Annotated in this window: 12 protein-coding genes and 1 pseudogene; 9 read left to right on the top strand and 4 right to left on the bottom strand. The window is 67.8% G+C overall.

Going from position 1 to position 14745, the window contains the following annotated elements:
* Positions 1 to 108 precede the first annotated feature (108 nt).
* Complete coding sequence (locus Q9246_RS25570) at positions 109 to 2379, bottom strand: OPT family oligopeptide transporter (RefSeq protein ID WP_306394177.1); 2271 nt, start codon at positions 2377 to 2379, stop codon at positions 109 to 111.
* 196 nt (positions 2380 to 2575) lie between these two features.
* Here Q9246_RS25570 and Q9246_RS25565 point away from each other — a divergent pair, with 196 nt between their 5' ends.
* The 9 genes from Q9246_RS25565 to Q9246_RS25525 all read left to right on the top strand — a co-directional run bounded on the left by Q9246_RS25565 (position 2576) and on the right by Q9246_RS25525 (position 11427).
* Complete coding sequence (locus Q9246_RS25565) at positions 2576 to 4987, top strand: penicillin-binding protein 1A (protein WP_306398272.1); 2412 nt, start codon at positions 2576 to 2578, stop codon at positions 4985 to 4987.
* 97 nt (positions 4988 to 5084) lie between these two features.
* A complete protein-coding gene (locus tag Q9246_RS25560; protein ID WP_306394176.1) occupies positions 5085 to 5444 on the top strand; it encodes a DUF1428 domain-containing protein in 360 nt (119 codons plus the stop codon).
* 62 nt (positions 5445 to 5506) lie between these two features.
* On the top strand, positions 5507 to 5866 hold the full coding sequence (locus Q9246_RS25555; RefSeq protein WP_306394174.1) for a DUF1428 domain-containing protein: 360 nt from the start codon (positions 5507 to 5509) through the stop codon (positions 5864 to 5866).
* A 130-nt stretch (positions 5867 to 5996) separates the two neighbouring features.
* On the top strand, positions 5997 to 6389 hold the full coding sequence (locus Q9246_RS25550) for a PAS domain-containing protein (RefSeq protein WP_306394172.1): 393 nt from the start codon (positions 5997 to 5999) through the stop codon (positions 6387 to 6389).
* Positions 6386 to 7732: a sensor domain-containing diguanylate cyclase gene (locus tag Q9246_RS25545; protein WP_306394170.1), complete on the top strand. Its 1347-nt coding sequence runs from the start codon at positions 6386 to 6388 to the stop codon at positions 7730 to 7732. The genes Q9246_RS25550 and Q9246_RS25545 overlap by 4 nt, the downstream gene beginning before the upstream one ends.
* Positions 7722 to 9488: a putative bifunctional diguanylate cyclase/phosphodiesterase gene (locus tag Q9246_RS25540; RefSeq protein ID WP_306394168.1), complete on the top strand. Its 1767-nt coding sequence runs from the start codon at positions 7722 to 7724 to the stop codon at positions 9486 to 9488. The genes Q9246_RS25545 and Q9246_RS25540 overlap by 11 nt, the downstream gene beginning before the upstream one ends.
* A gap of 104 nt (positions 9489 to 9592) precedes the next feature.
* Positions 9593 to 9856, top strand: coding sequence for a hypothetical protein (locus tag Q9246_RS25535; protein ID WP_306394166.1), 264 nt, complete (start codon positions 9593 to 9595; stop codon positions 9854 to 9856).
* 124 nt (positions 9857 to 9980) lie between these two features.
* Entirely contained in the window at positions 9981 to 10241 is a 261-nt protein-coding gene (locus Q9246_RS25530; RefSeq protein WP_306394164.1) for a hypothetical protein, read from the top strand.
* Between the two features lie 214 nt (positions 10242 to 10455).
* The gene (locus tag Q9246_RS25525) at positions 10456 to 11427 is read left to right on the top strand and encodes an HDOD domain-containing protein (RefSeq protein WP_306394162.1); all 972 of its coding nucleotides are present in this window, start codon (positions 10456 to 10458) and stop codon (positions 11425 to 11427) included.
* Between the two features lie 22 nt (positions 11428 to 11449).
* Here Q9246_RS25525 and pobA read toward each other — a convergent pair whose 3' ends face one another.
* The 3 genes and pseudogenes from pobA to Q9246_RS26595 all read right to left on the bottom strand — a co-directional run bounded on the left by pobA (position 11450) and on the right by Q9246_RS26595 (position 14618).
* The gene (gene pobA / locus Q9246_RS25520; RefSeq protein WP_306394160.1) at positions 11450 to 12634 is read right to left on the bottom strand and encodes a 4-hydroxybenzoate 3-monooxygenase; all 1185 of its coding nucleotides are present in this window, start codon (positions 12632 to 12634) and stop codon (positions 11450 to 11452) included.
* Positions 12631 to 13680: an alpha/beta hydrolase gene (locus Q9246_RS25515; RefSeq protein ID WP_306394158.1), complete on the bottom strand. Its 1050-nt coding sequence runs from the start codon at positions 13678 to 13680 to the stop codon at positions 12631 to 12633. The genes pobA and Q9246_RS25515 overlap by 4 nt, the downstream gene beginning before the upstream one ends.
* Before the next feature lie 40 nt (positions 13681 to 13720).
* Positions 13721 to 14618: pseudogene (locus Q9246_RS26595) on the bottom strand (crotonase/enoyl-CoA hydratase family protein).
* Positions 14619 to 14745: the final 127 nt, after the last annotated feature.

Here is a 14745-nt window from a genome sequence, read left to right as displayed (position 1 = left end):
GCAGGCGGGGACCCAAGTTTGCTCGCGCAGCCGCTGGAGCCAGCGATCATGGTTCGCGTGGGACTTGGGTCCCCGCCTGCGCGGGGACGACGATTCTTGGGCTAAGGCTTACGCCTTCTTCGCCTTCTCGCGCGCCACCCAGTACAGCAGCACCACGATGGCGGCATACGGAATCATGCTCAGCCAGTTCGCCACCGCCCCCGCGAAGAACGGATTCGACGCCTCCGCCCAGCGTCCGACCGCGGCATCGAAGTCGGTGAACACCCCGGCCGTGATGGCGATGATGATGCCCGCCAGCGCGCCGCCGGCGATATAGCCCGACGCCAGTAGTACACCCTGGCTGCGGTCGCCCGCGGCCTGGCGTTCTTCTTCATTCAGGTGCGCATTCTGCGGCAGCTTGTTGTTGCGGCGGTCGGCCAGCCAGCGCACGGTGCCGCCGATCGCGATCGGCAAGGTCGCCACCAGCGGCAGGTAGACGCCCACCGAGAACGCCAGCGAGGCAATGCCCGCCATTTCCAGCACGATGGCGATCATCACGCCGAACAGCACCAGGGTCCACGGCAGTTCCTGGTCCAGGATGCCCTTGATGATGTATGACATCAAAACAGCCTTCGGCGCATCGTATTTCTTGACCTCGGTGCCGTCAGGACGGGTGTTGTGGTGGCCGTTGATGCCCGGGTCGACCAGGTAGATCGCCTTGCCGGCGTCGTCGACGAAGTACTTGCCGGCCGGGCCACCCACGGTATCGGTCTTGTGCCAGACTTTATACGTGTTGGCGTCGTCCCTGGCCTGCGGCCCTTGCAGCTGCGCGGTATCGACGAGCTTCGAGGCATCGACCGCCAGGCCCGGCGCCACCTGGGCCGCCGGCACGTACACGGTGCCGGCCTCGTTCAGTTTCAACAGGATCGGGCCCAGGATCAGCGCCGACGCGAAGGCGCCGCACAGGATCGCGTACTGCTGCATGCGCGGGGTCGAGCCGACCAGGTAGCCTGTCTTGAGGTCTTGCGAGGTGGTGCCTGCATTGCTGGCGGCGATGCAGACGATCGCGCCGACCGACAGCGCGGTCACGTAGTACTGGCCGCCGGTCCAGCCCATCACCAGGAAAATCAGGCAGGTGAACAGCAGGGTCGCCACCGCCATGCCCGAGATCGGGTTCGACGACGAGCCGATCTCGCCGGTCAGGCGCGAGGACACGGTGGCGAACAGGAAGCCGAACACCAGGATCAGCAAGGCGCCCAGCACGTTCATGTGCAGCGGCGTCGCCAGCGAGATGATGGCGATGATGGCCAGGGAGCCGATCACCACCCACTTCATCGGGATGTCGCGGTCGGTGCGCAGCGACTGGTCGCCGGTCGAGCCTTGCTTCATGCCGGCCAGGCCGCCGCGCAGGCCATTCCAGATCGTCGGCAGCGAACGCGCCAGCGAGATCAGGCCGCCCGCCGCCACCGCGCCGGCGCCGATGTAAAGAATATAGGCGGCGCGGATGTCGTCGCCCGTCATGTCGCGGATCGGGATGGTCGCGGGCGACAGCGGCACGGTCGCCAGCTCGCCGAAGAACTTGATCATCGGGACCAGCAGCAGCGAAGCCAGCACGCCGCCGGCCGCCATCGTGAAGGCGATGCGCGGGCCGATGATGTAGCCGACGCCGACCAGCTCGGGCGAGATCTCGGCCCCGATGCTGCCGGTCTTGAGCGGCGCGCCGAATTCGAAATTGACGGTATCGCGCCAGCCCTTGAAGGACACGCTGAGGGTTTTATAGAGGATGCCGACGCCGAAGCCGCCGAAGATCAGCATCGCGCGGCGTTTCGCCGTCCTCATGGCTTCGCTGCCTTCCGCGGTACCCTCGTCGCGCACCTCGCCCGCGGCCTGGCGAGAGGCGTCGGTGGCGGCGGCCTTGAGCACCTCGGCGCAGGCCGTGCCTTCCGGGTACTTGAGCTCACGGTGCTGGTCGACGATCAGGGTGCGGCGCAGAGGGATCATCATCAGGATGCCGAGCAGGCCGCCCAGCACGCCCACCAGCATCACGCGCGAGATCTCCAGGTCGAAGCCGAGGATCATGATGGCCGGCATGGTCACGCCCAGGCCGAAGGCCAGCGATTCGCCGGCCGAGCCGGCGGTCTGCGCCACGCTGTTCTCGAGGATCGTCGATTCGCGCGCGCCGAGCTGTTTCGCCATGCCGAACAGGGTGATCGCGATCACCGCCACCGGGATCGAGGCGCTGACCGTCAGGCCCACTTTCAAGACCAGGTACAGCGACGAAGCGCCGAAGATCATGCCCAGGATGACGCCCATGATCAGCGCGCGTGGCGTCATTTCGGGCAGTTGGGCGGTGGCCGGGATATACGGCTTGAAGCCGGCCGGATTCGAATCGAGTGGCATGCGTTTCCTTCGTGACGGGCATGGCGCGCCCTGGCGCCGGCGAGCCCAAAGCGAGAATATCGCACATGCACGAACGGAAAGAAAGTGTCAGTCGAAAGCGGATTATAATCGCCCGCTCATGGCCATGGCCTGGCCCAACAGCGAGAGTTCAGCAGTGAGCGATACCAACAAGAAGTCGGGCAAGACGCTGTTCGGCATGAAGCGCATCCACGCCTTCATCCTGATCGCCTGCGCCGCACTGCTGCTGCCCGTGGCTGGCGCCGCCGTGTATATCATGACCGCGATCCTGCCCAAGGTGCCGCCGATCGACGCCGTCACCGACTACCGTCCCAAGATCCCGCTGCGCATCTACACTGCCGACAATGTGCTGATCGGCCAGTTCGGGGTCGAGCACCGCGACTTCGTGCCGATCGCAAAGATCCCGGCCATGATGAAGAGCGCTGTGCTGGCGATCGAAGACACGCGTTTCTATGAACACGGCGGCATCGACTTCATCCGCGCGCTGGGCGCGGCGCGCGCCAACCTGCGCGGCGGCTTCCGCCAGGGCGCCTCGACCATCACAATGCAGGTGGCGCGCAACATCTTCCTGACCAACGAGAAGACCATTACCCGCAAGCTGACCGAGATCGCGCTGGCCTACAAGATCGAGGATTCGCTGACCAAGGACCAGATCCTCGAGCTGTACATGAACCAGATCTTCCTGGGCCAGCGTTCCTACGGCTTCTCGAGTGCGGCGCGCAGCTATTTCGGCAAGACCCTCGACCAGTTGACCCTGGCCGAGACGGCGATGCTGGCCGGCCTGCCGCAAAACCCGGCGCGCACCAATCCGGTATCGAACCCCAAGCGCGCGCAGGCGCGCCAGCACGCCATCCTCAAGCGCCTGCGCGAACTGGGCGAGATCGACGAGGCGCAGTACCGCCGAGCGCTGGCCGAACCCCTGCGCGTCAAGCGCGATGCCGGCCAGTCCTACGCCACCCGCGCCGAGTACGTGGCCGAACTGGCGCGCCAGACCGTGTACCAGCAGTTCGGCGAAGAGTCGTACACGCGCGGGATCGTCGTCACCACCACCATCCTGGCGGCCGAGCAGGATGCCGCGTATGACTCGGTGCGGCGCAATGTGCTGGCGTACGATGGTCGCCACGGCTACCGCGGGCCCGAAGCGCGCATCGAACTGCCGGCCGACCTTGACGAGCGAGAGGAAGCGATCGTCGAGGCGCTGCAGAAACGGCCCAGCAGCGATGGCCTGCTGCCGGCCATGGTGCTCGAGGCCAGCGCCCAGGAAGTGCTGGTCGATACCCTGTCGGGCGAGGACATCGTCATCAAGGGCGCCGGCCTGAAATTCGTGGCTGCCGCCCTGTCGCCCAAGGCGCGCGAGGGCATCAGGATCGCCCCGGGCGCCGTGGTGCGCATCAGCCAGGGAAAGGACGGCGCCTGGTCCATCACCCAGGTGCCCGAGGTGGCGGCGGCCTTCGTCGCGATCGACGCCGACAGCGGCGCCTACCACGCGCTGGTGGGCGGCTTCGACTATAACCTGCAGAAGTTCAACCACGTGACCCAGGCCTGGCGCCAGCCGGGATCGAGCATCAAGCCCTTCGTGTATTCGGCCGCGCTCGAGAAGGGATATGGGCCGACCACCCGCATCCTGGACGCACCGATCGAGCTGCCGGGCGCCACGCTTGAGGCGCCATGGACGCCGCAGAACGACGACGGCGTGTTCGACGGCGAAGTCACGCTGCGCCAGGCGCTGGTGAAATCGAAGAACGTGCCGACGGTGCGCGTGCTGCGCGCGGTGTCGGTGCCGTTCGCCCACCAGTACCTGGAACACTTCGGCTTCGACCTGGCGCGCCATCCGCAGAACTACACGATGGCGCTCGGCACCGGCGCCGTCACTCCGCTGCAGTTGGCCGGCGCCTATGCCGTGTTCGCGAACGGCGGCTACCGCGTGAAGCCCTACCTGATCGCGCGCATCCAGGACGGCAATGGCGCCGTCATCTTCGAAGCGCAGCCGCCGCCGGCGAAGGACGAGGCCAGGCGCGCCGTCACCGCGCGCAACGCCTTCGTGGTCGATAGCATGCTGCGCGACGTGACACGCTTCGGCACCGCCGCGGCGGCCACCAAGCAGCTGGGACGGCAGGACCTGGCCGGCAAGACCGGCACCACCAACGATGCGATCGACGGCTGGTTCGCCGGCTATGCGGGCAATGTGGTGGCCGTGTCTTGGATGGGCTACGACGAGCCGCGTTCGCTGGGCGGGCGCGAATTCGGCTCGACCCTGGCGATGCCGATCTGGATCGACTACATGCGGGTGGCGCTGGCCAGGACGCCGCCGGTCGAGCGCACGCCGCCCGACGACGTGGTGCACGACGGCCAGGACTGGATCTATCCCGAGTTCATCGATGCGGTCGAAGAGCGCACGATCGACATCGAGCAGGCGCACGTGGAACAGCCGCCCGACCTGCCGCCCGGCAGCCAGGAAGTGCCGCCCGATGCCTCCACGTTCGACGAGCGCCCGGCCATCGAGGCCTTGCCGCAGGTGGCGCCGCCCGCGCCTGTGCCCCCTCCTGCGCCGCCGCCGGCAAACCAGCCCGCCCCCAACCCGCTGTGGTAATCTGCGCAGTTCCCGGGACGCTCCCCGGGAACCTCGCGGAATGCCGCTGGTCAGTACGAACGCGGTTTGCGCGTCCAACCTTACCGAGGAGACTTCCATGCCCTACGTAGACGGTTTTGTGCTGCCCATTCCCACGTCGAAACTCGAAGAATACCGCGAGATGAGCAACAAGTGCGCCGACATCTGGCGCGAATACGGCGCCCTCGAATACCGCGAATGCGTCGCTGACGACGTCAAGCCCGGCAAGCTCACTTCCTTCCCCCAGAGCGTCAACCTGGAGGAAGGCGAAACGGTGGTGTTCTCGTGGATCGTCTATGAGTCGCGCGAGAAGCGTGACGAAGTCAACCGCAAGGTCGAGCAGGACCCGCGCATGGCCGACATGATGAAGCCGGGCGCCATGCCGTTCGATGGCAAGCGCCTGATCTATGGCGGCTTCGAGATGTTCCTTGACCGCTGAAGAAACTTGTCCGTCCGCTTTCCGGTCAATACAGGCGCACCACTCACTTCAGGAGAAACATCATGGCGTATTGCGACGGTTTTGTGCTTCCCCTCCCCACCTCGAAACTCGATGAATACCGCGCCCAGGCCTCGCTCGCCGGCCAGGTCTGGCGCGAGCATGGCGCGCTCGAATACCGCGAGTGGATCGCGGACGACGTCAAGCCCGGCGAACATACCTCGTTCCCGCAGAGCGTCAAGCTGGAAGACGGCGAAACGGTGATCCTGGCCTGGGCGGTCTACGAGTCGCGCAGCCACCGCGACGCAGTGCTCAAAAAAGTCATGCAGGATCCGCGCCTGGCCGACATGATGAAACCGGGCGGCGTCCCGTTCGACGGCAAGCGCATGTTCTTCGGCGGATTCGACAACCTGGTCGATCTGTAACCGCCTGCTGTGCCGGAATGCCACGCGGCATAAAAAAATGTCACATGGAAAGGCGCGCACAATTGACACCGCGCCTTTTCACATGCCAACATCCATTTCTAATACTCAACAGCTTACCGCTTTCGACACCATGACCGCTACCGCTATCGCGTTCGACGCTCCCGACCTGGCCGCGCACCTGGCACAATGCACGCCCGAACAGCTCGACACGCTCGACTTCGGCGTGATCGGCTTCGGCGCCGACACCCAGGTCACGCAGTACAACGCCTTCGAATCGCAGGCGGCCGGCCTGTCGCCGCAGCGGGTGCTGGGCCAGCCGCTGTTCACCAATGTCGCGCCGTGCATGAACAATTTCATGGTGGCCCAGCGCTTCGAAGACGCCCACGATGAGCGAAGCGTGCTCGACGTCACCATCGATTACGTGCTGACCTTGCGCATGCGCCCGGTCAAGGTCGCCCTGCGGCTGCTGGCGGCGCCCGACGCCGCCACCCGCTACGTCCTGGTCCAGCGCCAGCCGCGGTGACCCTCGACCTGGCCCAGCTCGGCGCCGAGCACGAGGCGCTGATGCAGTTCCTGTACCTGGCGCCGATCGGCCTGGTGCAGGCCGACATCCATGGCGAGGTCGCCATGATGAACCCGGTCGCGGCCCAGTTGCTCATGCCCCTATCGCGCAATGGGGGCCTGGACAACCTGTTCGTGGCGCTCGAAGGTGTCGCGCCCGAATTGCGCAACCTTGTCGCCCACCATGCCGAGCCGTCCGGCAAGGTCTGCGACGGCCTGCATGTGTACCTGAGCGCAGGCCAGGACGGCAAGCGGGTGCCGCAGATTCTCGCGCTCACGCTGCTCAAGCTCGACCCCGGCCGCATGATGGCGGTCATCGGCGATATCACCGAGCAGGTGCGGCGCGAGCGTCGTCTGCGCCAGAACGACGCCTGGCTGAACGCCATCCTGGCCGGGGTCAAGGACTATGCGCTGGTGAGCCTCGACCTGCACGGGCGTGTGAGCGACTGGAATCCGAGCATCGGACGCGTGACCGGCTTCGGCCCGGACATCGTCGGCCAGCCCTACACGGCGTTCTACCCGCCGGATGCGATGACGCTCGAGCACCGCCACGACCGCCTGCGTGAGGCGGACGCCAATGGCTGGTCGCTCGACGAAGGGCGGCGCTGCCGCGCCGACGGCAGTATGTACTGGGGCAGCGCCCTCATCGCGCCGCTGCCTGACCGCGAGCCGCTGCCCGGCGAGAGCGGCGGCGCCGCCTATTGCCTGATCCTGCGCGACATCGGCGACCAGTACGGCCTGGCCGAGCGGCGCCACGACGACGCCGTGCGCGACCACCTGACCGGCCTGGCCAACCGGCGCGCCCTGTTCGAGGCGGCCGAGCGCGAACTGGGCCGCAGCAGCATCGCGCCACGCCCGACCGCCCTGCTGGTGATCGACGCCGACCACTTCAAGGCCATCAATGACCGCCATGGCCATCCTGGGGGCGACGTCGTCCTGCGCCACCTGGCGGGCGTGCTCGGCGAGAGCTTCCGCGAGGTCGACGTCATTGCGCGCATCGGCGGCGAGGAATTCGCCGTGCTGCTGCCCTCGACCGACCTGGCGCGCGCGCTGCCGGTGGCCGAGCGCCTGCGCGCCAGCGTGGCGGCCCACCCCGTCATGCTGGCCGGGCAGCCGGTGCATTACACGGTCAGCACCGGGATCGCGATTGCCCATGATGGCGACGGCGGCATCGACCGGCTGCTGGCCCAGGCCGACCGCGCGCTATATGCCGCCAAGCGCGCCGGCCGCAACCGGGTCGACCATTGGCGCTCCGAACTAGACGCCCACGCCGGGCGACAGCAGGAGAATGCCGATGCAGCATGAAACAGGCGACGCCCAGGAAGCGCTGATGCAGTTCCTGTACCGCGCCCCGATCGGCCTGGCCCAGACTGGCCTGGATGGCGCGGTGGAGATGCTCAACCCGATGGCCTCCAGCCTGCTGATGCCGCTCGCCACTAGCCACGGCCTGGACAACCTGTTCGAGGTGCTGGCGCCGGTCGCGCCGCAACTGCCCGCCATGGTGGCAGCCTTCATCGAGCCGTCCGGCATGATCTGCGAAGGGCTGCGGTTGCCGGTAGGCGTGCACCATCCGGCCAGCGGCATGCTGCAGGTGCTGTCGCTCAACCTCATGAAGCTCGACCCCGAGCGCCTGATGGCGACCCTGGCCGACGCCACCTTCGAGGTCCAGCGCGAGCAGGAGACCCTGTCGCGGCGCCTGCGCAATGCTGCGCGCACCGACGCCCTGACCCGGATGCCGAACCGCGAAGCGGTGCGCGACGAGTTGCTGCGGCTGCTGGCGCAACCGGCGGCGGCCCATGATTACGCCGTGCTGACCCTGAACTGCGACCGCTTCCGCCAGCTCAACGACAGCCTGGGCCAGGCCGGCGGCGACCAGCTGCTGCTGCACCTGGCCGACCGACTGCGTGGCGCCCTGCGCCCGCCCACCAGCCTGATCGAGGCGGGCGCGCGCAGCGGCCAACTGGCCGCGCGCATCGGCGCCGACGAATTCGTCGTGATCCTGGACGGCATGCGCTCGCGCGCCGACGCCGAACGGGTCGCGCTGCGCCTGCTGGACGCGGTCGCGCGTCCCTACACGATCGGCGGCCACGAGATCGTGTGCGGCGCCAGCATGGGCCTCGCCTGGGGGCAGGACGTCGCTGCCCTCGGCCAGCACGACCCGGACGACGTGCTGCACGACGCCAGCATCGCCATGGTCGAGGCCAAGCGCGCCGGCGGCAACCGCTGCGTGGTGTTCGAGCCGGCCATGCGCGAGCGCGCCGCACGCCGCGCCGGCATCGAGGCCGAGCTACGCCAGGCCCTGGTCGAGGAACAGCTGTTCGTGGTGTACCAGCCGGTGGTGGGCTTGTTGCCGGACGTTGGCGTCGACCACGCGGCCGGGGTCGAGGCGCTGGTACGCTGGCGCCATCCGCAGCGCGGCATCGTGCCGCCGGGCGAATTCATCCAGGTGGCCGAGGAGTGCGGCCTGATCGGGGCGGTAGGCGACTTCGTGCTGGCGCGCGCCTGCCGCGACTTCGTCGACTGGCGCCGGCGCCTGGGACCGCGCGCGCCGCGCCTGATGGCGGTCAACCTGTCGCGCGCCCAGCTCGGCCAGGCCGGCTGGATCGACGTCGTCGAAGGCGTGCTGGACGACAGCGGCATGCCGCCGGCCTGCCTGCAGCTCGAAGTCACCGAGAGCCTGGCTGCCCAGGACCAGGACATCCAGGCGCGGCTGCACGGCCTGAAGGCGCTGGGCATCCAGCTTGCGCTGGACGATTTCGGCACTGGATACTCCTCGCTCTCGAGCCTGCACCTGCTGCCGGTGGACACGGTCAAGATCGACCGCTCCTTCGTGTGCCAGGCCGATACCAGCCCCCACCACCGGGTCTTGATCGAAGCCACTGTCAAGGTCGCGCAAAGCCTGGGCATGAAGACCGTGGCCGAGGGCATCGAGACCCGGTCGCAGCTCGACGTGGTCCGGGCCCAGCGCTGCGACAAGGTGCAGGGGTATTTCTTCAGCCGGCCACTGCCTGCCGACGAGTTGCTCGACTGGCTGCATGCCAGGGAAACGGTGGCGGGCTGACGCGTTTCAGGGAAGTGCTCCTACAGCGGTAACGGAATTGTTCCTATTCTCGTGCTCGGCGCTGGCGACGAAGATGGAGACATACACAAACCGAGGAGCAGACCATGAAACGCACCGTTCACAGCGCAGTTCTCGCCGCCATGATGGCTTTCGGCCTGGCCGCCTGCAACACCACCGACACCACCACCGACACGATGAGCGGTTCGAGCGCCACCGGTTCGACCATCGGCAGCGGCGTGCAGACGCCCAGTACCACCGGCGGCACCTCGAGCTGGAATTCCGGCGCGAACGGCGCCAGCGGCGTGAATGCCGCATCGGGCACCACCAGCAATAACGAACCGACGACCGACATGCCGGTCAGCCGCTAATCCCGCAAAAGGAGGAAGGCCGATGAGTATGTCGGCCACCTCCTACAGGTATTGACGAGTTCTTCCTATTTCACGTGTCCGGCCGGGCTCGCATGATGAGCCCACCCCACAATCGAGGAGAAACATGATGAAGAAGCTCTACACTGTAGTGCTGGGCGGCATGATGGCGTTCGCCCTGGCTGCCTGTAACACCACCGACACCACCAGCGGCTCGTCGTCGATGGGCGCCACCGCCGCCGGCTCGACCGGCAACCCGACCGTCGACGCGCAGATGGGCCTCAACCCGAACGACGCGCAGAACACCGGCCCGGCCAATGCCACTGGCAGCGCCAGCACCCCGACCAATACCGGTCACACCACGACTGGTTCGAACAACGGCCAGTAAGCCACCGCACCGTCGTTCCCGCGAAGGCGGGAACCCAAGTTTCTTCGCACCGCCGCTGCATTGGAAGCAGTGGCAGCGCTTGCGACTTGGGTTGCCGCCTCCGCGGGAACGACGGTGCGCACATTAGCATTCGTGCGTGCCTGCCTGGCCTGTGCGCAGGGTAGAATTGCTTCATGCCCTTGCTTTCCGCACTCTCTTTCCTTCCCGCCTGCCCATGAAGCGCTGGTTCGCACGGCTGTTCGGCGCGCGCGAGGCGCTCGATCCCTCTGTTACCGCTACCGCGCCCCAGGCCCATCCACCCGCGGCGGAAGAAGTCATTGAACCTCCCTGCCCGGACCTCGACCTCGCCTTCTTCCACTGGCTGATCGCCCCGCACGTCACCGGCCTGCCCGCCGCCGACGGCCCGATCCTCGACGAACTGGCGCGCCTGGCGCACGACCCGCAGGACGCGGCGGCCCTGGTGCCGCGGGTCCCGGCCGTGATCCCGCAACTGCTGCGCAGCCTGCGCGCGCAGGATAGCGGCGCCGGCGACCTGGCGCGGCAGGTGGCGCAGGACCCGGTGCTGGTGGCCGAGGTAATCCGCGAGGTGAACAGCCCGTACTACCAGCCCGCGTCCCCGATCCGCAACCTGGAAGGCGCCGTGCTGCTGCTCGGCCAGAATGGCCTGCGCATGCTGCTGGCCCGGGTCGCCTTCCGCCCCATCATCAGCCAGCAGGCCGGCCCGCTGGCGCGGCTGGTGGCGCCGCCGCTGTGGCGCCAGTCCGAACTGTGCGCGCAGGCCGCCGGCCTGCTGGCGCCGCGCCACGGCGCCGATCCCTTCGAGGCCTATCTTGCAGGACTGATGCACAACGTTGGGCTGGTGGTGGCGTTCCGCGTCATCGAGCAACTGGTGCCGGCGGGCGGCATGCCCGACAGCGACGCCTTCGGCGCGCGCCTGGTGCAGGCCGCGCGCCTCGTCTCGGGGGCCATCGCCGGCCAGTGGGAACTGCCGCCGGCGATCGGCCACGCGCTGGCGCGGCTGGGCGATCCCGAGGCCGTGGCGCTGCCGCTGGCGCTGGGCGATGCCGACCGCCTGGCCAAGCTGCACATGCTCGCCAGCGGCGGCCAGCCGGTATTCGTGCGCGCGGCACAGGCGCTGCCACACGAAGCCAGGCAGATATACGATCAGTTGGCCGGCGACGATTAAAGACCGCGTCGCCGGCGACCCATCACAAGGGCAAGCCCACGTAATTCTCCGCCATCACCGTGCGCGCCGCATCCGAGCGCACCAGGTAATCCAGTTCGGCCTTCTGCATCCGGCTGCCGAAGTCGCCCGTCTCCGGGAAGCGGTGCATCAGCGAAGTGAACCACCACGAGAAGCGCTCGGCCTTCCATACCCGCGCCAGCGCGCGCTGCGAGTAATGGTCGATCCCGAGTTCGCTGCCCTTGTAATACTCGGACAGTGCCTGGTACAGGATGCCGACGTCGGACGCGGCCAGGTTCAGGCCCTTGGCGCCGGTCGGCGGCACGATGTGGGCGGCGTCGCCGGCCAGGAACAGCCGGCCGTAGCGCATCGGCTCGCTGACGAAACTGCGCAGCGGCGCGATGCTCTTCTCGATCGACGGGGCGGTGACCAGGCGCCCTGCGGTTTCTTCCGGCAGGCGGCGTTTCAGTTCGGTGAAGAAGGCTTCGTCCGACCAGTTGGCAGCCTTGTCCTGGGCGTCGCACTGGATGTAGTAGCGCACCCGCGTATTGCTGCGCATGCTGCACAGCGCGAAGCCGCGCGTGTGGTTGGCGTAGATGAGTTCATCGTGCACCGGCGGCGCGTCGGCCAGCACGCCCAGCCAGCCGAAGGGATAGACCTTCTCGAAGGTCTTGAGCGCGTCGGGCGGGATGCTGGCGCGCGATGGGCCGTGGTAGCCGTCGCAGCCGACGATGAAGTCGCACTGCAGCACGTGCTGCTCAAGCGCGCCCTCGACGCCGGTCTCGTAGGCGATGCTCGGGCTGTCGCTGTCGATGTCCTGGGGGCGCACGTTGCGCGCGCTGTAGACGGTGTCCAGGCCGGCCGCGGCGCGCGCCTCCATCAGGTCGCGCGTCACTTCGGTCTGCCCGTACACCGTCACGTGGCGGCCGGTCAGCGCGGTCAGGTCGATGCGATGGCGCTCGCCGCCGAAGCACAGGTCGAAACCGTCGTGCGGCAAGCCCTCGCGATGCAGCCGCTCGGACACCCCGGCCTCGTCGAGCAGGCTGACGGTGATCTGTTCCAGCACGCCGGCGCGGATGCGGCCGAGGACGTATTCGGGCGTCTGCGCCTCGAGGATCACATGGTCGATGCCGGCCTTGGCCAGCAGCGCGCCGAGCAGCAGGCCGGACGGGCCCGCGCCGATGATGCCTACCTGGGTACGTTTGTTCATTGCGAGACTGCCTTTCCATTATCGAGGGCCAGGCCCTTGCTCTTCACATGCCACTCGGTCTTGCTGCACAAGCCGCAATCGGCGCCGACGAACTGGCGCGCCGCCTGCTGGTCGCCCTTCAGCTGCCAGCGCAGCCAGTCGACCGCCACCCGGGCGAAGACGCCGCCGTTCGGCTCGCGGTAGGTGCCGGCATGGCCGGTCTGTTCGCGCCAGGCCCAGAATGCCGGGCCCTGGAGGCGCTCGAAGTCGTCCTGGGCGTTCACAAAAGCGACGTCGGCCGGCTCGCCGGACACGTATAGCGCGGGGATGCGCAGCTTTTCCAGGTCGGCCTTGTCGGCCCGGGCGGCGGCGATGCCGTAGGCGAAGCCGTCCTTGGGGAAGGTGCCGCTGTTCCAGACCCCGAAGGTCGTCACGCGCGGATCGCGGGCGGCGTCGATCGCCTGCAGGCCGCCGCACGACTGGCCCATCACCGCGATCTTGCCTGTGTCGATCCGGCCTTCGTAGGGACTGCCCTTGCGCCCGTTCTCGGCGATCGCCCAGTCGACCGCATCGAGCATCTGGCGCGGGGTGGTCGGCGAAGCGCCCTTGCTGCCCGCCACCGGCGGCTCGTTGCGCGCCGCCGGAGAGCCGGGCGCAGGCGGATTGCGGTTGTCGCCGCTCGACAGCGCACTCTCGGCCTCCTTCGGCGCCATCGTGCCGGTGGCGATCGCGATGAAGCCGTGCGAGGCGATCTCGGTGAGGAAGTAGCGGAAGCGGTTGCCGACGTTGACGCAGCCGCCATTCGCGAAGGCGACCACCGGGAGCTTTTCGCTGCCCAGCGCGGCCAGGTTGGCGGGACGGTAGACGACGTGGGTCGCCAGGCCGGGATCGGCCTGCATCACGGCCGGGAAGGCGCCGCTGCCCTGCGGCGTCTCGGGGCTCACCCAGGGTGGCGGCGGCGCCAGCGGAAAGCGCTTGTGCGGCGCGCGCGCATCCTGCGCCAGGCTGGCGCCGGCCGCCGCGCAGGCGGCCACGCCGAGCAGGAGGGAAAGTACGGGCTTGTGCATCGTGTCTCTCATTGTGGTTTTAACAAAGCGTCGGAAGAATTCAGCCGTTCGAGCGCACCTTGCCCGCCTTGGCATCGAGGAAGGCTGCCAGCCGGTCACGGGTATCCGGATCGCTGGCCGCGACCGCCGCCATCAGGGCCTCGGTCATCATCCCGTCCTGGATCGACTGGTCGGCGATGCGCGGCAGCACGTGCATGACGCCGAAGCTGGTCATCGGTGCATTGCCGGCGATGCGCTCGGCCAGCTGCAGCGCCTGCGCCAGCCCTTCTTCCTCGCCCACCAGATACTGGGTGACGCCGAGCTGGTGGCCTTCGGCGGCCGACAGCACGCGTCCGGTCAGCATCATGTCGGTCATCGCCGCCACCNGCCAGCCCTTCTTCCTCGCCCACCAGATACTGGGTGACGCCGAGCTGGTGGCCTTCGGCGGCCGACAGCACGCGTCCGGTCAGCATCATGTCGGTCATCGCCGCCACCCCGATCAGGCGCGAGATGCGCGCCGAACCGCCGCCGCCGACGAACAGGCCGCGCGAACCCTCGGGCAGCGCGTAGAAGGCCGAGGGTTCGGCGACGCGGATATGGCAGGCGCTGGCCAGTTCCAGGCCGCCGCCCACCACCGCGCCGTGCAGCACCGCCACCACCGGCACCCGGCCGTAGGCGATGCGTTCGAAGGCGCCATGCCACATGCGCGAGTGGAACACGGCTTCGGGGGTGGTGTTCTCGCGCACTTCCGACAGGTCGAGGCCGGCGCAGAAGGCGCTGCCGTCGGCGCACAGGACGGCGGCGCGCGCCTCCGGCGGCAGGTTCTCGAAACAGTCGCGCAGGGCGCCGACCAGCTCGTCGCTGAGGGCATTGCGCTTGGCCGGGCGGCAGATCGTGACGCGCGCCACGGCGCCCGTCATCTCAAGCTTCACCAAAGGGGAATTCTGGCCGTCGCTCATGGTTATCGCAGTCTCCAAGGATATTTTTGTGATCTTTAATAATGGTTATACGATATAACAATACATCCGGACGCGCAAGCTTCTTGCAGCGCTTGAACCACCCGCCGACTATAGTTATACTCAAACA

The sequence above is a fragment of the Telluria beijingensis genome (assembly GCF_030770395.1).
GTDB lineage: Bacteria > Pseudomonadota > Gammaproteobacteria > Burkholderiales > Burkholderiaceae_D > Telluria > Telluria beijingensis.
Note: the sequence above shows the minus strand (reverse complement) of the source record. Positions and strands in the feature narration are given on the sequence as shown.

Coding starts and splice junctions, on each gene's coding strand:
- Q9246_RS25570 (WP_306394177.1), bottom strand. CDS start 2,379: ATGCCACTCGATTCGAATCCGGCCGGCTTCAAGCCGTATATCCCGGCC.
- Q9246_RS25565 (WP_306398272.1), top strand. CDS start 2,576: ATGAAGCGCATCCACGCCTTCATCCTGATCGCCTGCGCCGCACTGCTG.
- Q9246_RS25560 (WP_306394176.1), top strand. CDS start 5,085: ATGCCCTACGTAGACGGTTTTGTGCTGCCCATTCCCACGTCGAAACTC.
- Q9246_RS25555 (WP_306394174.1), top strand. CDS start 5,507: ATGGCGTATTGCGACGGTTTTGTGCTTCCCCTCCCCACCTCGAAACTC.
- Q9246_RS25550 (WP_306394172.1), top strand. CDS start 5,997: ATGACCGCTACCGCTATCGCGTTCGACGCTCCCGACCTGGCCGCGCAC.
- Q9246_RS25540 (WP_306394168.1), top strand. CDS start 7,722: ATGCAGCATGAAACAGGCGACGCCCAGGAAGCGCTGATGCAGTTCCTG.
- Q9246_RS25535 (WP_306394166.1), top strand. CDS start 9,593: ATGAAACGCACCGTTCACAGCGCAGTTCTCGCCGCCATGATGGCTTTC.
- Q9246_RS25530 (WP_306394164.1), top strand. CDS start 9,981: ATGATGAAGAAGCTCTACACTGTAGTGCTGGGCGGCATGATGGCGTTC.
- Q9246_RS25525 (WP_306394162.1), top strand. CDS start 10,456: ATGAAGCGCTGGTTCGCACGGCTGTTCGGCGCGCGCGAGGCGCTCGAT.
- pobA (WP_306394160.1), bottom strand. CDS start 12,634: ATGAACAAACGTACCCAGGTAGGCATCATCGGCGCGGGCCCGTCCGGC.
- Q9246_RS25515 (WP_306394158.1), bottom strand. CDS start 13,680: ATGCACAAGCCCGTACTTTCCCTCCTGCTCGGCGTGGCCGCCTGCGCG.